This is a genomic window from Psychrobacter piscatorii (assembly GCF_043641605.1).
GTDB lineage: Bacteria > Pseudomonadota > Gammaproteobacteria > Pseudomonadales > Moraxellaceae > Psychrobacter > Psychrobacter piscatorii_C.
In genome coordinates this window covers 110,492-129,977 of record NZ_JBHZRK010000008.1, presented here as the reverse complement: position 1 = coordinate 129,977, position 19,486 = coordinate 110,492, and the positions used below count along the sequence as shown (strand labels likewise).

General features: G+C 43.7%; 19 protein-coding genes and 1 other RNA gene. 12 read left to right on the top strand and 8 right to left on the bottom strand.

The window, feature by feature from the left end; genetic code table 11:
- Positions 1-33 precede the first annotated feature (33 nt).
- From ACHUET_RS09205 to adk, 3 genes are all read left to right on the top strand, one after another.
- Positions 34-522, top strand: coding sequence for a cytochrome c-type biogenesis protein (locus tag ACHUET_RS09205; RefSeq protein WP_394212360.1), 489 nt, complete (start codon positions 34-36; stop codon positions 520-522).
- Positions 519-1,799: a c-type cytochrome biogenesis protein CcmI gene (ccmI, locus tag ACHUET_RS09200; protein ID WP_394212319.1), complete on the top strand. Its 1,281-nt coding sequence runs from the start codon at positions 519-521 to the stop codon at positions 1,797-1,799. The genes ACHUET_RS09205 and ccmI overlap by 4 nt, the downstream gene beginning before the upstream one ends.
- Before the next feature lie 217 nt (positions 1,800-2,016).
- Positions 2,017-2,673: an adenylate kinase gene (gene adk, locus ACHUET_RS09195; protein WP_394212318.1), complete on the top strand. Its 657-nt coding sequence runs from the start codon at positions 2,017-2,019 to the stop codon at positions 2,671-2,673.
- Positions 2,674-2,850: 177 nt separating this feature from the next.
- On the opposite strand, the gene secB is transcribed toward adk, so the two are convergent.
- The 4 genes from secB to rsgA form a co-directional block, all read right to left on the bottom strand.
- Entirely contained in the window at positions 2,851-3,309 is a 459-nt protein-coding gene (gene secB / locus ACHUET_RS09190; protein WP_394212316.1) for a protein-export chaperone SecB, read from the bottom strand.
- A gap of 182 nt (positions 3,310-3,491) precedes the next feature.
- On the bottom strand, positions 3,492-3,755 hold the full coding sequence (gene grxC / locus ACHUET_RS09185; protein ID WP_238036782.1) for a glutaredoxin 3: 264 nt from the start codon (positions 3,753-3,755) through the stop codon (positions 3,492-3,494).
- Between the two features lie 297 nt (positions 3,756-4,052).
- Entirely contained in the window at positions 4,053-4,508 is a 456-nt protein-coding gene (locus tag ACHUET_RS09180) for a rhodanese-like domain-containing protein (protein ID WP_223333057.1), read from the bottom strand.
- A 161-nt stretch (positions 4,509-4,669) separates the two neighbouring features.
- A complete protein-coding gene (rsgA, locus tag ACHUET_RS09175) occupies positions 4,670-5,773 on the bottom strand; it encodes a ribosome small subunit-dependent GTPase A (protein WP_394212314.1) in 1,104 nt (367 codons plus the stop codon).
- A gap of 220 nt (positions 5,774-5,993) precedes the next feature.
- On the opposite strand from rsgA, the gene orn reads away from it, so the two are divergent.
- Positions 5,994-6,581 carry an oligoribonuclease gene (orn, locus tag ACHUET_RS09170; protein WP_394212312.1) on the top strand — a complete coding sequence of 196 codons (588 nt, stop codon included), beginning with the start codon at positions 5,994-5,996 and terminating at the stop codon, positions 6,579-6,581.
- 118 nt (positions 6,582-6,699) lie between these two features.
- Here the strand turns inward: orn and ACHUET_RS09165 are convergent, their stop codons facing one another.
- On the bottom strand, positions 6,700-7,569 hold the full coding sequence (locus ACHUET_RS09165) for a UDP-2,3-diacylglucosamine diphosphatase (protein WP_394212310.1): 870 nt from the start codon (positions 7,567-7,569) through the stop codon (positions 6,700-6,702).
- 99 nt (positions 7,570-7,668) lie between these two features.
- Positions 7,669-8,184, bottom strand: a complete 516-nt coding sequence (locus tag ACHUET_RS09160) for a peptidylprolyl isomerase (RefSeq protein WP_058025915.1) — start codon at positions 8,182-8,184, stop codon at positions 7,669-7,671.
- A 314-nt stretch (positions 8,185-8,498) separates the two neighbouring features.
- Between ACHUET_RS09160 and ACHUET_RS09155 the strand changes: the two genes are divergently transcribed.
- From ACHUET_RS09155 to ACHUET_RS09135, 5 genes are all read left to right on the top strand, one after another.
- Positions 8,499-10,238, top strand: coding sequence for a glutamine--tRNA ligase/YqeY domain fusion protein (locus ACHUET_RS09155; RefSeq protein ID WP_394212308.1), 1,740 nt, complete (start codon positions 8,499-8,501; stop codon positions 10,236-10,238).
- Positions 10,239-10,434: 196 nt separating this feature from the next.
- Complete coding sequence (locus tag ACHUET_RS09150; protein WP_319050636.1) at positions 10,435-10,986, top strand: TFIIB-type zinc ribbon-containing protein; 552 nt, start codon at positions 10,435-10,437, stop codon at positions 10,984-10,986.
- Positions 10,987-11,210: 224 nt separating this feature from the next.
- Positions 11,211-11,849 carry a peroxiredoxin gene (locus ACHUET_RS09145; protein WP_201598466.1) on the top strand — a complete coding sequence of 213 codons (639 nt, stop codon included), beginning with the start codon at positions 11,211-11,213 and terminating at the stop codon, positions 11,847-11,849.
- 222 nt (positions 11,850-12,071) lie between these two features.
- Positions 12,072-12,734, top strand: coding sequence for a glutathione S-transferase family protein (locus ACHUET_RS09140; protein ID WP_394212307.1), 663 nt, complete (start codon positions 12,072-12,074; stop codon positions 12,732-12,734).
- Positions 12,735-13,068: 334 nt separating this feature from the next.
- Positions 13,069-14,007, top strand: coding sequence for an META domain-containing protein (locus ACHUET_RS09135; protein WP_394212305.1), 939 nt, complete (start codon positions 13,069-13,071; stop codon positions 14,005-14,007).
- 143 nt (positions 14,008-14,150) lie between these two features.
- On the opposite strand, the gene ruvC is transcribed toward ACHUET_RS09135, so the two are convergent.
- The gene (gene ruvC, locus ACHUET_RS09130) at positions 14,151-14,735 is read right to left on the bottom strand and encodes a crossover junction endodeoxyribonuclease RuvC (RefSeq protein ID WP_071001968.1); all 585 of its coding nucleotides are present in this window, start codon (positions 14,733-14,735) and stop codon (positions 14,151-14,153) included.
- A gap of 153 nt (positions 14,736-14,888) precedes the next feature.
- Here ruvC and ACHUET_RS09125 point away from each other — a divergent pair, with 153 nt between their 5' ends.
- Positions 14,889-15,512: an FxsA family protein gene (locus tag ACHUET_RS09125; RefSeq protein ID WP_394212302.1), complete on the top strand. Its 624-nt coding sequence runs from the start codon at positions 14,889-14,891 to the stop codon at positions 15,510-15,512.
- Positions 15,513-15,625: 113 nt separating this feature from the next.
- On the opposite strand, the gene ssrS is transcribed toward ACHUET_RS09125, so the two are convergent.
- Positions 15,626-15,821, bottom strand: a non-coding RNA gene (gene ssrS, locus ACHUET_RS09120) — 6S RNA.
- Positions 15,822-16,055: 234 nt separating this feature from the next.
- Between ssrS and gpmI the strand changes: the two genes are divergently transcribed.
- A complete protein-coding gene (gpmI, locus tag ACHUET_RS09115; protein ID WP_394212301.1) occupies positions 16,056-17,720 on the top strand; it encodes a 2,3-bisphosphoglycerate-independent phosphoglycerate mutase in 1,665 nt (554 codons plus the stop codon).
- Between the two features lie 232 nt (positions 17,721-17,952).
- A complete protein-coding gene (locus tag ACHUET_RS09110) occupies positions 17,953-19,428 on the top strand; it encodes a S41 family peptidase (RefSeq protein ID WP_394212299.1) in 1,476 nt (491 codons plus the stop codon).
- Positions 19,429-19,486: the final 58 nt, after the last annotated feature.

Below are 19,486 nucleotides of genomic sequence, written 5' to 3'. Positions count from 1 at the left end.
TTAGCAAGCTTGCTTATCGCTTGTCTATTCAGTATGGCCAGTTTTGCTGCCATCGACGTCTATGATTTTGACTCTGTACAACAAGAGGCACAGTATCGTGGCCTTATCGAAGAGCTGCGTTGTCCAAAATGTCAAAACCAGAATCTGGCAGGCTCTGATGCCCCAATTGCCCAAGACTTAAAGCAAAAAACCTATGATTTGGTCAAAGATGGTCGTAGCGATGGTGAGATTCGTGCCTATATGCAGGAACGTTATGGCGACTTTATTAGCTATAAGCCACCAGTACGTCCTTCAACGTGGATCTTATGGTTCTTTCCACCATTATTGCTCATCATCTTGTTAGTAGGTTGGTTTTGGCAAAGCAAACGACGTCAGCTTGTTGCCAGTGGTGCAAGCGGCATGACAGTAGATAGTACCGCTGAGGCGCTGTCTGTTGCTGAAAAAGCGGAGCTTGAGCGCTTATTATCACGTGTTGATAATAAAGACGATCATGATATTACACGCCTTGGGGACAAAAAATGACCATATTTTCTACGGTTGGCTTATTTATTGCGCTGAGCCTACTTACCGCCTTATTGCTTGCTGTTATTGCGATTAAACCATGGTTGAGAGCACCTCGCACGCATAGTAAGCCTTTGGACAATCAGCTATTAGATATCAACGTAGCGGTCTTTCGGGAGCGCTTAGCGGAGCTGAAAACAGATAAAGACAGCGGCATCATTGATGAGCATCACTATCAAAACCAAAAGCTTGAGCTTGAACGCCAGCTTTTGGATGCTCAGCGTGAAGTCGCGCCTATGGTCACGCCTGGTATTAAGAGTCGATTGATTATCGTCGTCTGGGTGCCTGTACTGTCTGCGATGGCGTACTTGATGGTCGGAGATCGCACGCCTGTATTTGAGCTTTGGGCAAGCGAAGACAAAGTAGGTCAAGTGGCGGATGACTTATTAACTGGCAAGATTGACCAGCCGCCTGCTTGGGCGATCGAAGATGGCAATCAGCTGATTAGTGCCATGCAGACCAATGTCTATCGCCATGCGTACGATTACAACCGTTGGATGCGCCTATCAGAGTTGTTCTTATCATTAGAGGCGACCGATTCAGCATTAGAAGCCTTATCACGTGCGTATCGTTTGTCGCCTGATAACGAAGAAATCGCCATTACTTACGCGCAGATTAATTTCTTTGCTAATAAGGGTCAGTTAGACGAAAATAGTCGCCGAGTGCTAGAAACGGTATTGGCCAAAAACCCACAGCATGAAGGCGCGCAAATGCTCATGGCAATGGGTGAGGCGCGAGCAAATAATTTTGATCAAGCACAAGGCTGGATCAAACGCTTGCGTGACAGTATTTCTGCCAAACCAGGCGATCATACGCAGGCGTTATCCAGTCTAGATGAACTCAGTGCCAATGTGACCATGCAGCAGCAACAAGCCTCTGAAGGTATCGAGGTGACCGTTAAGATCAACTCAAGCCTACTGCCACTGGTCAAAGCGGATGACGTGCTGTTTGTGGCGATTCGTGATGTGAATGGTGGCCCGCCGTTTGCGGCAAAACGATTGCCGATTACTGCCATAAAACAAGGTGAGGCGACTATTAGCCTAAGTGATCTTGATGCCATGATGCCAGAGCGTACCCTAGGATCTGCTCGATCTGACAAAGTACAGTTAGCTGTCATCGCTCGTATTAGCCATAGTGGTACAGCCATCGCAGAATCAGGAGACCTATCAGGCAATCCTGTGGTGATTAGTGCTGATCAAAACCAGGCTAATGTAGAAATTAATCAACAAATCCCCTAGTATTGGGATGTGTCATTGTCAGCATTTGTCGTATCAACGCTGTTGCCCACAAAACGGTGCAACAGTGTTATATGAACACCTAAGTCATGGCAACTTATGACCATAATCATGAAAATACTTGAGGTTTGCAAGGTCACAAGGTAAGGTATCTCTGCAATCCGCCAATCCCTAAGTTTTATTAATCCTAAAATCCCACTCAATTCAGGAGAATCGTGTAATGATGCGTATTATTTTGCTAGGTCCACCAGGCGCCGGTAAAGGTACTCAAGCCCAGTTTATTTCTAAAGAATATGATATTCCGCAGATATCAACGGGTGATATGCTACGTGCTGCTATCAAAGAAGGCAGCGAGCTTGGCAAAAAAGCCAAAGATATCATGAATGCTGGTGGTCTGGTGTCTGATGACCTCATTATCAATCTCGTAAAAGAGCGTATTGCAAAGCCTGATTGTGCCAACGGTTGTATCTTTGATGGTTTTCCACGTACTATTCCTCAAGCGCAAGCACTTGCCGATGCTGATGTTGCCATCGATCACGTGGTAGAGATCAGCGTACCTGATGATGAAATCGTGAGCCGTTTGTCTGGCCGTCGTCAGCACCCAGGGTCAGGCCGCGTTTATCATGTTGATTACAATCCGCCAAAGCAGGAAGGGATCGACGATGTGACTGGCGAAGCGCTTATCCAGCGTGAAGACGACCAAGAAGCGACCATTCGCGACCGTCTGTCGACTTACCATGAGCAAACATCTGCATTGGTTGGTTTTTATCAAGAAAAAGCCACAGAGGGCGCAGATGCACCAAACTACGATAAGTTTGATGGCACGCAAGACATCGAAGCGGTTAAGCAGCAGATTTTGTCTGCGTTAAAAGGCTAATGTTCGATTTTAGCTAATTAATTTAGCCAGTCGATATAGTCATTAAAAACCCTGTTTCATTACAGGGTTTTTTTATACCTCACAGAAAATACCCACAAAAAAACCGCTTACTCATTATAAGTAAACGGTTTTTTATCAAATATACGACTGATAAAGCTCATATATTTTAATTAATGCTTATGCGTTACCTTGAGCATCAACTTGTGCTTGCTGCTGGCTTTGTGCATACGCTTGATCAAAGTTCACAGGCGCAAGCAATAGCTGCGGGAAGCTACCACGCGTCACGATGTCGCTGATGATTTCACGCGCGTATGGGAACAGCACGTTAGGGCAGTATGCACCCAGGATTTGACCGATTTGATCTTCTGGAATGTCTTTTAACAAGAAGATACCTGCTTGATGTACTTCAGCAATGAATGCTGCTTCTTCAGCATTTTTTGCGGTTACGCTTACGGTCAAGATGATTTGATAATGATCATCATCCAGTTTTTCAGCGTTGCTAGACAAATTGATATCAAGCTCTGGGTTCCACTCTTTGGTGAATACGCTAGCGCCTGGTACTTCAAGTGACATATCTTTTACATAGATGCGTTCTAGTGCCAATTGTGGTTGTGCTTGTGCTTGTTCTTCAGCCATGATAAATCCTCTAAAATTAAATCAAGTGATGGGGCAAACGGTCATGTTAATAAAAAGTCATTGTAATATAAACTAAGCGTGTAGCTCGATATTTTTTTAACCTTACTTTTTATTACGGTTTCCAAGCTTGCCACTGTCTATCTTTACATAAATAAAGACAGACAGTAAAGCAAGGTAGCAGATTAACCCGCTAATAGCTCGTCAAGTTTGCCTTGCTGGTTCATCTGGTTGAGCTCATCAAAGCCGCCGACAAAGGTCTCACCAACGAAAATTTGTGGCACAGTACGGTAGTTATTGGTTTTTTTCATCAGTGCTTGACGATCTTCGCTGCTCATGTCGTGCATGCCGATTTCTTCGTAATCAACGCCTTTGGTTTTTAGTAGTTGTTTGGCGTTTGAGCAGTATGGGCAGATAGGGGTCGTGTAAACTTTAACAGATACAGTCATGGTAAATCCTTATTTATAAATTTATGAGATAACAAACCTATTATAGATAGCCTGATAAATTATCATAGTCTCAGTGTTGATAGAATCTGTTATCAATGAGTAAAGTGCAAATGTATTCGATTATGCTCATACTAAAGTGGGGATGAGCATGACAAATTCAAGCCGTTTTAGTTTAAAACCCTCGGCAGCAGTATAAACAGGATATAAAAAAAGACACCTAGTGATAAGGTGTCTTTTTATTTTGCTATCATTAATCAGATGCTGTTTTTAGTCAAAAGCTATATTTCAGATAATCTACTATTTGCTCAAGCTAGGCTTGGTCTTAGCTTTGTTTTTTGATTTGGCGTCTTTTACACCAACCAATGGCATACCAGCGCCTTGCCAGCCGCCAATACCGCCCTCTAAGCGATAGACACTGTCTTTACCAATCATCTGAATGGCTGCGCCTGCTTGTACGCCCATATCACAGATGATAATCACTGGCTGCTCAATCGCGCGAATCTCTGCTAAGCGGTCTTTGAGGTCAGTGAACGGTATGTTGCGGCTGCCTTGTATATAACCTGATTCAAACTTCTTCTTGGCGCGAATATCGATCAGCTGCGCGTTTTGAGAGTTGACCATCATGCCAAGGGTGTTGGGCGATATTTTTCTACCGCTACGTTTGTTTTCAATGGTAAAAAACAGGATAGCAAGTACGGCTAATATACCAAATAAAAACGGGTGGTTGCCCACAAATTCCAGCGCACGATCCAAACCATACCTCCAAAAAAATAGGTGTTCTATTGAGCTGAGAAGCCAGCCCAATGATATTGAACAAGGCGCTATTATACCGATAAGGTCATCTATAGTAAACGGGCGATGACACGGTCAATAATCAAGCCTGCATTTTGCCTTTGAAATGATGCTAACTGAACCTAGTAAGGCTTAGTATCAGCTTCCTCTCGTAGCGTCACAAGGTTTTCAACGCGGCGCTGTAATACAGTACCGTCAGCCACGGCTTGCCATAGTGCACAGCCTTTGCTGTTATGGGTGTGGCGACAGTCGCGGAATTGACAGTCGCCGGCCAGTGGCGCCAGCTCAATGAAGCCTGAGATGATGTCATCAGGCGTCAGATGCCAGATACCATATTCACGGATACCTGGGGTGTCCACGATGCCGCCTTGGGTGAGATCATCTGGATTGAATGGCAGTAGTCGACTGGTCGTTGTCGTATGTTGACCAAGCTTAGAGTTTTGCGAGATGATATTGACGCTTTGACCAGACTCTGGGAGTAGGGCGTTGATTAAGCTGCTTTTGCCAACACCAGACTGCCCTGCAAAGATGACCAGTTTTTTATCTATATAGCGTTTTAACTCATCAAGGCCTTCTTGTTCGTCACTCTCGGCGACGTTTTCAGGACAATCGACCGAAGTCAGAACACTTTCATAACCAAGTGCGGCATACTGTGCCAATAGCTCATTGGTATCGACGCCGTTTTCTTGAGCCAACAGATCAGCTTTGTTGAGGACAAGCAGTGGTTTGACACCTGCATGATGGCATACCACAAGATAGCGATCAATCAAGGTAGGCGCGGCAGCAGGTAATGGGGCAAAGACGATGGCCAGAATATCAACATTGGCGGCAACAGGTTTGAGCTTATGATAGCGGTCAGGGCGAGAAACCAATGAGGTACGAGGTTTGACGGCTTCGATACGGCCAAAGCCTGTGTTGGAGTCGGCACTCCAGCGCACTTGGTCACCAGCGGCTAGCATCGGCAAGTTAGTGCGTACATGGCAGCGCCAAATATCGCCGAGCTCGAGCATCTGCCAAAACGGCTCAGGATCATCAGGTGCAGTCTCTGGCTGCTCAGGTATTACAGCTGGCAGGCTTGTGACTTGTACTTCTAGTTGCTTACCGTAATGCGCCATGACCACACCATCCATCAAGCTATCATCAATACTATCTTGATTGGACAGCTGCTGCTTGTCGATGCGACGAATCTGTTGTTTGGTCAGTTTGCGTTGCCGGATTAATGCCATGGGTTTTTGACCTATTATAAAAATATTGCTAAGTGTAGCGTGAAAATTTGCTAACATACAGCCTAAAGCGTCTGCGGCAGACAGTGGTTTTGTAATATTGTACGACCCTGTAGGTTTTCTGAACCAAGTAGCATGTTGCAATACTGTCTGAGCACGAGTGTCTACGTGTAATACGTTTTTTAAAATTGTTTTTCCAAAATTATGAATGATAGGATATTTTATGGCTACCGGTGACCATCCCAATAAGATTAAGATCAAAAATCAAGGCAAAAAAGGGCTGGTGTGGATTGATTTAGAAATGACCGGACTTGATACCTTAAACGATGAAATTATCGAGATTGCCACCGTCGTGACTGATGAAGATTTGAATGTGCTTGCCGAAGGGCCTGTGTTTGCGATCAAAGTATCGGATCAAGTCCTAAATAAAATGGATGACTGGAATACCAAGCAACATGGCCAGTCAGGATTGGTCGATCGTGTGCGCCGTAGCACAGTGACATTGGCTGAAGCGGAAGCTGAGACCATCAAGTTTCTAAATAAATGGGTCGATAGTGGCAAGTCACCAATGTGCGGCAACTCTATCTGTCAAGATCGTCGATTTATGGCGCGCCAAATGCCAGAGCTTGAGCGTTTCTTCCATTATCGCAATCTTGACGTGTCATCAATTAAAGAGCTTTGTTTCCGCTGGCGTCCTGATATCTTAAAGAACTTCGAAAAAGGTGGTAGTCATTTAGCCCTAGATGATATTCGTGACTCTATCCGTGAGCTAAAGCACTACCGTCAGCATTTCTTTAAGCTAATACCTTAAATAGCTAGCAAGCGATAAGCTATTTAAAAGTGTAGTAAAAGAATTGTAGTAAAAAACAAAAGGGTCTGTTGATATTTCAACAGACCCTTTTGTTTTTTAGATAGATTCAACGATAAAATCAAACAAGCATTGTAAACTCAAACAATTCAAACCCAGCATCATTATTGCTTAAATCGTTACTACTAAAACCGTCATTTGAATGCTCGTCATCTGTCACTGCACCAATCACTGCACTGACTTTAGGCTGGCGTGTGTCGGTATCTAGCAAGCGCCAATCACCAAGCACATAGCGTTTTTTGTCAGCGGTGACGTGATGGATATCTGGGCGATGGGTATGTCCGTGCAGTAGCGCATCGCTAGTAGTAATGGCTTGACGTACGGTCTCATCATTCACATCCATGATATAAGCCGCTTTGTTCGCATTGTTTTGCTGGCTTCTTTTACGCATGTTGTCTGCGATGGCTAAGCGTTTTTCTAATGATTTATTAAGCAAATACCACTGGGTCAGGCGATTGCGCATGATTTTACGAAAGAGTTGATATTTTTTATCATCGGTGCAGAGTGCGTCACCGTGCTCTAAGCGGTAAGTTTGTTGACCGACAGGCAAAGTATATGGCTCGCTTATCAGTTCACCGCCGAATAGATTACAAAATGGCTGTCCTAACAAAAAATCACGGTTGCCGTGCATGACCAATATCTCGCAACCATTGATACGTAGCTGTTTGAGCTTTGCAATCAACGGGGTTAGCCAATGTGCTATCTGCTCGTTTTCTGACAATGATAAATACGTATCATCACCTAGCCATACCTCAAACCAATCACCCAATATAAATAGGCGTTTGAGCGCTGGCAGGGCAAGACAGTCATCGAGCAGAGCCAAAAAAGCCTGCTCTAAGGCAGGCTCCTGAGGCGATAAATGCAAATCGCTAATCATTACTTGCCGCACTTGATGAGGGCGGGTCGTGATTAAATGATCAAAACGCTGCATTTATCTTTATCCTTATCATATAACAGGCATTACCCAATGAAATTTATTGAATAATGCTTGTCAGTTTGCAGTTACTAATTTGCGGTAACTGAATAACGATTACTGAGTAATGATGGTCGCTGAGTTGATAACGACAGGCTCTTTTGGCACATCAGCATGCATGCCGAAACGACCAGTTGGTACGCCTTTCATTTTTTCGATCACATCCATACCGCTAGTGACTTTACCAAATACAGTGTAACCCCAACCTTGCATATTTTTGCCAGAGTGGTTTAGGAAATCGTTGTCTTTTACGTTGATGAAAAACTGGCTAGTTGCTGAATGCGGATCTTGGGTACGCGCCATTGCGATAGTACCTTTGTCGTTTTTCAAACCATTATCCGCTTCGTTTTCGATAGGCGCGTTGGTTGGTTTTTCATTCATCTCAGCATCCATTCCGCCGCCTTGAATCATGAAGCCATCAATAATGCGATGGAAAATCGTACCGTCATATTGACCAGATTTTACGTAGTTCAAAAAATTTTCTACGGTCTTTGGTGCTTTTTCTTCGTTGAGTTCGATAACGATCGCACCCATATTGGTGTCAAGTTCTACTACTGGTGGCATGTCTACCATTGGATATTCCTTTTTGATTGCAGCGCCTTAAATGACGCTGTCAAGTGGTGGTTAAAAATTGGTGGTTAAAAAGTTACGGGTAGTCTAACGGCTTTTTTATCCCGTGTCATGTATCAGGCTGTTAATGCGTTTGCAAAAGCTGATAGAATAACGCAACTTTAGCCATTTTTGATCAGCTTTGACAAATTTTGATAATGCGGTCGCGTTATCTGAGTTTTTATATCCCAATTTATTTTAATAATTTATTTTGAACGTTTTGTGATGCGTGATGGCACGTATTACAAATTGACAATTTGCGTTAGGAGCAATACCCGATGAGTGAGCACTCAAGCAACAATGCACAAAAAGACGAAGCAAAAAACGATTTTATTCGTAATATCATTCGTGACGATGTCAATGCGCAAAAGTATGAGCAAATTGTCACACGTTTTCCGCCTGAGCCAAACGGCTACTTGCATTTAGGTCACGTAAAATCTATCTGCTTAAACTTTGGTGTGGCCAAAGAGTTCGGCGGTGTGTGCAACCTGCGTTTTGATGACACCAACCCAACCGCCGAAAAGCAAGATTTTATCGATAACATCGAAAATGATGTGAAGTGGCTCGGTTTTGAGTGGGCAGGTGAGGCGTATCACGCGTCAAGTTATTTTGACCAGTTACATGCATGGGCAATACAGTTGATTGAACAAGGCGATGCCTATGTCGATTTGCAAACGCCTGAGCAGATTCGCGATAACCGTGGTTCATTCAATGAAGCGGGAAAGCCATCTCCGCAGCGTGATGCCAGTGTTGAAGAAAACCTAGCGCTGTTCAATGATATGAAAGACGGTAAGTACGCTGAAGGTAAGGCGGTATTGCGCGCCAAAATCGATATGGCCAGCCCAAATATGAATCTGCGTGACCCTGTCATCTATCGCGTGATGCATCAGTCTCATCATCAGACTGGTGATAAATGGTGCATTTATCCAATGTATGACTTTGCGCATCCACTCTCTGATGCGCTCGAAGGTATCACCCATTCATTGTGTACGCTTGAGTTTGAAGACCATCGTCCATTCTATGATTGGGTTATCGCGAAGATCGGTTTTGACGTACCGCCGCATCAGTACGAGTTTAGCCGCTTAAATGTGGATCATACATTGACCAGTAAGCGTAAGCTTAAGCAGCTCGTCGATGAAGGCATCGTCAGCGGTTGGGACGATCCCCGTATGCCGACTGTCGCTGGTATGCGCCGCCGTGGTTATACGCCAGAGGGCTTGCGTGATTTTTGTGAGCGTGTGGGCGTGACCAAAGCAGATAGCGTCGTTGATTTTCGCTTATTGGAATTCAGCGTCCGTCAGTCATTAGAGACGACAACTGGTCGCGGCATGGCGGTACTAAAGCCGTTAAAAGTGACCATCACTAACTTCTCTGATGCCGTCAGCAGTTGGGAGTCGCAAAAAGCCGATAGCGTTAATGCCCGTTTTGACGATGCGACTCAGACGCTTTGGTTGACGCAGCCGAACCATCCTAACGTCGATATGGGTGAGCGTGAGATTCCGTTTACCGAGACTTTATATATCGATCAAGGTGATTATGAGATTGAACCACCAGCAGGTTATAAACGCCTATCACCAGAAAAGCCAGAGATTCGTTTGCGTAACACCTACGTGCTAGCCGTCACTGAGCATATCACTGATGAAAATGGTAATGTCGTTGAGCTAAAAGCGACAATTGATCCTACTACTTTGGGCAACAACCCTGAAGGGCGTAAGGTTAAAGGCGTGATTCATTGGGTATCAGCCAGTCAAGGTGTACCAGCGACCGTGCGCATGTATGAGCAGCTATTCAGTGCTGAAGATCCAAGTAGCGTCGCTGATGTCCATCAAGCGCTAAACCCTGACTCGCTCACTGAGCTAAATGCAGTGGTTGAGCCATCTTTAGCCAATGCTGACGCTGGCACGCGTTTCCAGTTTGAGCGTGAAGGGTACTTTATCACCGATAGCGAAGATCACAGCACGGATAAGCCAGTATTTAACCAAATCGTTAGCTTGCGTGATAGCTATAAGCCAGCGTAATCCATATTGGCCCAGTCTCTAAAATGTCATTGCTAAAATGATGTTTTGAAATAATACTGAACAATAGTAGTTTGCAAGCAAGCCCATTTCTAGTACGCTAGGGATGGGCTTTTTTGTGAATAATTATAAATCTACAGACAGTGCTTATTTGTGAGTTATCAAACATGCCCTAAACTTAACTTTAAAAGAGGATGTTATGAGTTTAAATTGCTATAAATGTACTAACCAAAGCTTATCACCGACTAAGCTTGATGATACCCTGTCAGCTTTGGGTTGCGAATCCTGCGAAGGGACTTATCTCGATTTACTAAGCTATCGTACTTGGCTTGAAAACCATCCCGCTGTCAATAATGCGAATGAGACCTTAGACGCTTTTAGTGCGGATGAATTAGACAACACAGATAATGCGCTCATCTGTCAACGTTGTCGTAAGTTTATGCTGAAATATCGCATTAACAATGAGCATAAAAACACCATTAACGTTTGCCACACTTGTGATGATGTTTGGTTAGACCGAGGTGAATGGTCATTACTCAAATATCTAAACATGCAGGATAAACTCACCGCGGTAATGAGTGAGCCGTGGCAACAGCAATTAAGAAATCAAGATCGCGATCAGTCTTTTAAAAAACTTTATCAGCAGAAGTTAGGGACAGACTTTGATAAAGTTGAAGGTTTTGCGACCTGGTTGAGTGAGCATCCACAAAAGAGTGATATTCAGCACTATTTGTCACAATATAAACCTTAATCGGGCTATTATAGAACTGACCCAGATTCTACGTTCTCCGATAGTTTAGAGTGGAATAACCGCATTACAATCCGTCACAAGACATTCATAACCAGTTTGTTACTATAAAGTCAGTTTTTACGGATGTGCTTTGCATTTTTATGGCGAGCACGTCGATGATAATAATAGAGCGCGCGGCCGATGGGTCAATACGAGCGTTCATCAACATAGCTAAGGAATAAAGCATGGCACATTTACGTTTAGGCGATACCGCACCCAATTTTGATGCGACAACCACAGAAGGTGATATCAATTTTCACGAGTGGGCAGGTGATCAGTGGGTGGTTTTTTTCTCGCATCCAGCAGATTTTACGCCAGTATGTACCACTGAGCTTGGTCGTGCAGCAGCACTGAATGGCGAATTTCAAAAGCGCAATGTGAAACCGATCTGTATCTCTGTCGATAGCTTAGAAGACCATAAAGCGTGGGCGAGCGATATCGGTGAGACTCAGGGCACAGAGATGAATTTCCCAATTATCGCTGATCCTAATAAAGAAGTCGCTGAGCTATATGACATGATGCACCCTAATGCAGATAGCACACATACAGTACGTAGCGTTTTCATCATTGATCCAAATAAAAAGGTGCGTCTAACGCTGACGTATCCGGCCAGTTGTGGTCGTAACTTTGATGAAATCATCCGTGTTATTGATGCACTACAACTATCGGATGAGTATAACATCGCAACGCCTGTAGATTGGAAGGACGGTGATGACGTGATCATTCCACCAAGTGTCAAAAACGAAGATATTGCTGCCAAATATCCAAAAGGTCATAAAGAAATCAAGCCGTACCTACGTACGACACCAGCCCCTAATAAATAACTGGACTGGTTGCATAAATATGATTAAATAAAGCCCCGTGACTTAAAGTTATGGGGCTTTTGCTATTTTCGGTTCATGAGTAATAAGCCTTTGCCATGACGGTCAGAGTAAGCTATAACTGTGGTATGGAGTATCAATAGATTGGTGCTCATCAGTACCACCATCATAATAAAGCGTATCAGCGCTAAATTTCTATTCAATCATTCTTACAAGGAGTTCATCATGAAAAAACTATACGTCACCCGTACAGCACCCAACCCGCGCAAAGCCCTTATCTTATTGGCATCAAAAGGTATCGATGTTGATGATATGGATGACATCGATGTGATTGATATTGATTTTGCCAAAAATGAGCAGATGTCAGACGAATTTACCAAAATAAATCCGATGCAGACAGTCCCTGTCTTAACACTAGACGATGGCACCGTGCTCAATGACTCACAAGCAGTCTGCGAATATCTGGATCGCGTCTATGGTGAGCGTTCGGTCATGGGTAATGATGTGGTACAACGTGCCCAGGTTTGCTCTATGCGCCGTATTGCTGAGTTTGAAGTAATGTACAATTTGATGCTAGCATTCCAGCACAGTCACCCGTCCAAAGCACAGCGTGTTGAACAGGTACCAGAGTTCGTCGCACCATCAATTGCTCGAGCTATCAAGGCAATGGGGTATTTTGAGACAATTTTGGAGGGTCGTGAGTATCTAGTGGGTGAGCAATTGAGCTTTGCTGACATCGTGCTGTATTTAGGCTTAGATTTTGGTAAAGTGCTCAAAGTTGATCCTAATGAGCAAGGCAAAAACCTAGCCCGTTTTTATCAAAAGATGAATGAGCGCTTCAGTATTAAAAATATGGCTAAAGCTAAGCCTGCAGAAACCAATGATTAGATAAAAAGATACATCGCAAGCTCTATTGTTTTTAGCTGCTTGCTCATTAAAGATAATATCGGGGATAGCTAATATGTATTAGCTATCCTTTTTTCATCCACGAAATTAGTGATATTAGATAGCAAAATAATAAAAGAATTTAAAACATAATAAAAATCAACATTTTATTACATAAGCTAATAATGCTCGGTCTATAGTGGTTAATCTAACGTGATTATAATAATGATATCCCAGAACGGTTAATTAAATATTTCTTCAGAAGGTGCAGGCCCAGCAAGTATATAGAAATAAGTAATCGAGAAAATTGAGATACGCTTACTAAGAGGTTCGTAATATGGTAGGTAGAGCCAAAAAATCAGCACGGACAACGTTTTTATTGCCCAGTATAGTGGCGGCAAGCTTGATGCTGAGCGCTTGTCAAAAAGAAGACGCTTCTAATGAAAACGAGATATCAGGTACATCTGACATTACTGAAACCGAAGATGCATTATCCAGTGCAAACCTTTTGACCGATAACGAGCCAGCAATGGATGAACCTGGCTCTACCAAACTAAGTGCTAAAGAGAAGCTCGTAACCACCTTATTCCATCATCGCTGGACATTAATGGGTGCAACGGGTGCCAATGAACAGCCTATACCTGAGTTTGCGGATATCAATAGTCAGGTGACCTTAGTGTTCAATCAAGACACACTCAGCTACAGCGTTGGCTGCAATATGGTGAGCGCTGCTTATGAGCTACAGGGACATGCTTTGAGCACTGAAGAAGTCATGAGCACCAAAATGTCTTGTAGCGATCTTGATATGGCAGAAAACACATTAAATACGTTGATGCTAGGTAGCAGTGAATTAAAAATGGAGCAAGGTGAAAGTCCAGTATTGACCCAATTTACTGACGACGATGTGACTTTGGTTTGGAGTGGTAAACTCACACCTCAAGCGAAATACAACAGTAAGGGCAAGACATTATTTTGGGCAGTGAATGCTAAAGAAGTCAATTGTGACATAAATGGTGAAAAGCAGTGTCTCCAAGTTAGGCCCATCACTTACAACGATCAAGGTGTCAAAGTTCGTGAAGGGAAGTGGAGAGTATTTGCAGGAGAGATAGATGGCTACCAGCATGACGGTATGCATGAAGAAGTATTACGATTACAGCGCTACCGATTAGAGACTAACGAATTAATAGAAACAGACGAAACAGCAGAAAATGATACTGACGATGAAAAGTATGCATATGTGCTCGACGCTGTCATTGAAAGTGCAGTTGTAGAGTAGTCCGCTGTAATGTCGTCTTCCAAAAGATAAAAGTGACAGGGCTTGTACTCATAAAAAAACACGCATCCAATGGCGTGTTTTTTTATTGTCTCACTATTTTAATGCTTATTGGTTTTAAAGCTTGTCTGCTTTAACGCCTATCTTTAACGCAAGTTACCCAAATCTTCCTCGGTCAAACGCCAACGACCCTTTTTCTTAGAGCCACCGCGTCCTCGCATAGAGCTATTAAGTAGTATTTTATTCATAGAATGGCTGGAGTGCGCATGACAAATAGCGCAGGCAAGACCATCGGCTGCATCTTGCTGTGGTACGACTTCTAACTGTAGTATGCGGCAAACCATTTCCTGTACTTGCTCTTTAGCAGCAGCGCCATAGCCACACACGGCTTGTTTGATTTGCCGAGCAGTATACTCTGATACTTCTAAATCCAAGGCGACCATCGCTGCAATCGCTGCGCCTCGTGCTTGCCCAAGCTTAAGTGCAGAATCAGGGTTTTCTGCCATAAAGACTTGTTCAATAGCCGTATAGATAGGCTCGTCAGCGTATTTCAAGTGATGCTGGGTGATGCGGGTCAATCCATTAAAAATACGCTTGAGGCGTTCAGGCATCTCTTTGGTATCTGTGCGAATCGTGCCTGCATCGATATAAGTGAGCTTATCACCCGTCTGCTGGACTATTCCATAACCCGTCATGCGTGACCCTGGGTCGATCCCGATAATAATTGCCATAGTATTCCGTCTTGCTTACATTTTGTTTTATGGCTTAAAAATCAGCCGTAAGTTTGATAGTATAGCAACCAATCCCCATATACATCATATGTTAGCCATTTTAATTTGCATGGCGCTCAATTTATTGGTTTTTATTTTATAGGACGACACTTTATGGGTCAGATAGTTGGTATAGCCATCGTTTGGTTTATTATCGAGATGCTACTGTGGTATTTGCTTGCTCAATTCATGAGCGGCTGGTGGGTGTTCATGTGGTTTATTGTCGCAGCAGTGATCGGTATTTCTCTTGTGCGTAAAGGTATGGCTTCTTTGAATCCAATGGCTCAGCAGATGAAAGCAGGTGGTATGATGAACCCTGCAATGCGTCCACCAGAGTCCACCATGATTAAGAGCATTGCCATGGCAGTCGCTGGTATTTTGCTACTTATTCCAGGTGTGCTGAGTGATGTGCTCGCGCTACTCGTGATCTTGCCACCAGTACAAAAGAAACTCAAAGACTTTGCCAATAACTATGTCATGAATAATCAGCAAAAAATGATGGAAATGATGGCAAAACAGATGGGTGGTCAAATGGGCGGCGGCCAAAATCCGTTTGGTGGTATGGGTAGACAGAATCCATTCGGTGGCGCAGGTGGTATGAATAACCAAAATCCATTTGGTCAACAACAGCAAAACCCGTTTGGTGACGTGTTTAAACAACATACGACTGTTGATGGTACGGCCAAAAACATCCCTAAAGATGTGAAAAAAATTACCAAATCTGCTAATGATGAGTAACAGTGATTTAGTCATTCATTAGGCATAGAAAAAGCCCCTTCCGTCATTAACGAAAGGGGCTTTTTAGTGGCAGTAAATATATTAATTATAAAGAACATATTTACAAACCGAATAAAACAACCGAAGTGCCGCTGTAAGATGGTGACCCATGAACCGTGAAGTTCAGGGCGGATGCGTCATCATCTCTGCAGGTTTCCTGATACACCGCAAGCGGTGCAGGCATACACAATGAGACGATAGGTACCACATCCTGGTAAAGCATTATCGGCTCAGGGAATAAACATCTACTAGCCAACACTTCAGAATAGATTCATCTTAACCAATGAGATGAATGATTGCAAGTATGATTTACAGATTGATACGCAGTATTGTTACCTGATATATGTGGTAGGTTTTGGGCTTTTGATAACGATACAAACCTCATCATTTTTTAGTGAAAAATTGTCAGTTTTTCAGCTATTTTAAGATATGTGTTAATATAGAGGGCTTTCCATACCCTAACATAGCATTAAAGGCGTTCATTCACTCGAGGAGCGGTAATATATGACCAGTACCCAGCAAGCATCAGAATCTATTGACGAAAATCAGGCGCAGCAGCTCAGCAGTAAAAAAGAAGGCGGCGCACAGAATAAAAAAACGCCGCATGTCTTAATGATATTAGATGGCTTCGGTCATCGTGAAGAAGATAAAGATAACGCCATTGCTGCGGCAAATATGCCAAATCTAGATAGAATTTACCAAAAATACCCTCATGGACTGATTTCTGCTTCAGGAGAAGATGTGGGTCTGCCAGATGGCCAGTTTGGTAATTCAGAAGTCGGGCACATGAATTTGGGTGCTGGCCGTGTTCTTTATCAAGACTCGACTCGCATCTCAAGTGAACTTGCCAATCGCGAATTTTACAAAAATGAAGCATTGGTTGACGCAGTGAAAGCGGCTAATGAGCTTGGCGGTAATGTACATATTATGGGTCTGCTCTCTGATGGCGGTGTTCACTCACATCAAGACCATATCGAGGGCATGTGCCATTCAGCATTGGTTCATGGTGCCAAGAACGTCTTTATCCATTGCTTCTTAGACGGCCGTGATACTCCGCCTAAATCCGCTGATAAATACATCAATCGTTTGCGTGATTACATTGATAAGCTTAATGCTCATTATGAAGGCGGGCGCGTACAGATTGCCAGCATCATCGGTCGCTACTATGCGATGGACCGAGACAACCGCTGGGATCGCGTACAAAAAGCTTATGAGTTGATTACTGAAGGCAAGGCAGATCGCTTGTCGACACGTGCGGACGGTGCTGTCCAAGCCGCTTACAAAGCACGTGAAACTGACGAATTTATCAGCCCGACGACTGTCATTGGACGTGATGAAGTGCCTTATACCGTCGAAGACAATGATGCGCTGATCTTTATGAATTTCCGTGCCGACCGTGCTCGTGAGCTTGCTCAAGCGTTTGTTTTACCTGATCATGAGTTTTCAGGATTTGCCCGTCAAAAGCAGCCAAAACTTGCTGCCTTTGTGATGTTGACCAAGTACTCAGACGTTTTAGCGGACAATGCAAAAACCAGCATCGCTTACTATCCAACGTCTTTGGCCAATACCTTGGGAGAGTACCTGCAGGATCAAGGTAAAACCCAGCTACGTATCGCGGAAACTGAGAAGTATGCGCATGTGACGTTTTTCTTTAGCGGTGGCCGTGAAGAAGAGTATGAAGGCGAGACGCGTATTTTGGTACCATCTCCAGATGTCGCAACTTATGACTTGAAGCCTGAAATGAGCGCGCCTGAAGTGACGGATAAGTTAGTCGAAGCGATTGAATCTGGCAAATATGACGTGCTAGTAGTCAATTATGCCAATGGGGACATGGTAGGGCATACAGGTATCTTTGACGCTGCGGTCCAAGCCGTAGAAGCCTTGGATGTCTGTGTGGGCCGTGTCGAGTCGGCAGTAAAAGCTGCTGGCGGTGATATGCTTATTACAGCTGATCACGGTAACTGTGAGCAAATGCAAGACTACGAAAGTGGTCAAGTACATACTCAGCATACGACAGAGCATGTACCGCTGATTTATGTAGGCGCACAAAAACTACAGGTACGTCGTGGCGGTAAGCTCAGTGATGTCGCACCGACTATTTTGGCACTAATGAATGTTGATGCACCTACTGAAATGACTGGTGAGAGTTTATTGGTTTCAGCATCGTAAGCCAGTTGTCTCAAGTTATCCATACATCGGATAATCTGTAAAGACATGGCTCATTAGATGAATGATATAAACTAGAAAAGGGAAGGGTAGCTATTACCTTTCCCTTTTTTTATGATGTATTTTGCTTGATGATTTGCAAAACTGCCCTAGTTTGAGAGAGGCCTTTGGTGTTAACTTATACGGTAATACATAACAATAACTTTATACATCCTATTATTTAAATGAGTTTTTTATGCATCCTATCTCTTTTGTGCGCTCATCTTTGTCTAAACAATTAGACCAACGAGTGATGAATTCGTCGCTAGCGACGATTGTGTCTAAATCTGCATTTTTTAAATCTTTATGCTTCAAGCCCACTCTAGCAATGGGTTTACTTGGATTATGTGTTGTCAGTATGGACGCGCAAGCAGCAGTGACCTCAGCCGATGATGCTAGTCCGACATCAAGCCTACAGCTTATCAGTTTGAATGCCGATGATATAGTGGCTGAAGATGACACTGAGATGTTGAATGCGGCAGACGAATCAGATGATTCAATAGATAGTATTCCAGACGAGAGTGCGTTAATAGACGATGATGATAATATCGATACCAGTATTCCATCAGAGGTTTCGCAAGTATCATTGAATGCAATTTCTCCTGAGACATTAAAGACCTTTGTTGCTGTTGTTGATTTAGTGCGCCGTCAGTATGTTGACGCGGTCAATGATGAGGAGTTATTTAATAATGCAATGAGCGGTATGCTAACTAAGCTTGATAGCCATGCCGAGTTTTTGGATGCTGAAGCCTATGAAAATCTACGCGCTTTTACCGAAGGGGACGTAGGTGATATCGGTATCCAAGTGACTTATCAGCCAGAGGTGGGCTATTGGGTCATCACAGAAGTTATCGATGATTCGCCTGCAGATAAAAAAGGCATCGCAGTGGGCGATTATTTACACCAAGTTGGTGAATTCAAACTTGACGAAAATCGGCAAAGTAATGACGTTGAGCAGCTATTAACAGGGATTGCTGGTACCCAAGTAGATATCATCACTTCTAAAGCGGGACGCCGCAAGCATACGACGACATTACAGCGGAATAATAGTCACCCTCAAATTGTTGAGACAAAACTCGTCGATGGCATTGCGATTGTTAAACTACCTGCATTCCAGAACAATAGCCGTGAAAAGCTGTTAGAGGGTTTGATTAATTTAGATGCACCTATCTCAGGCATTCTACTAGATATGCGTGACAATCCGGGCGGTGTACTTACATCAGCGGTGAGCGTTGCCAGTTTATTTATGAATGATACTGATGTGGTACAAGTACAGGCACGTCAAGACAAATCGCGTGTACTAACCACCCAAGGGGATGCGATACTCAAACCTCTACCTATGGTTGTTCTACAAAATCGCTACTCGGCATCCGCGGCCGAGGTTTTGGCCAGTAGTTTACAGGCACAAAAACGCGCTACTATCATCGGCGAAGTGAGCTATGGTAAAGGCTCAGTACAGTCAGTCATACCACTCAATGACGAGCAAGCAGTCAAGCTGACGGTAGCTAACTATATGACAGCATCAGGCAGACAGATCGACGGCATCGGCGTTGAGCCTGACATTGCTTTGTCAGGAATTGAGAGCTCATGGGAGCAGCAGGCGCTGGATTTACTAAAACCCCGTGCTCTCGATTCTGGCATCCGCTTCATTCGAAAGGCGACTGCAAATTAGTATACTGTTGATAGACTAAGACTTAATAATATACCGCCAGACAGCCATTGAATCTCTG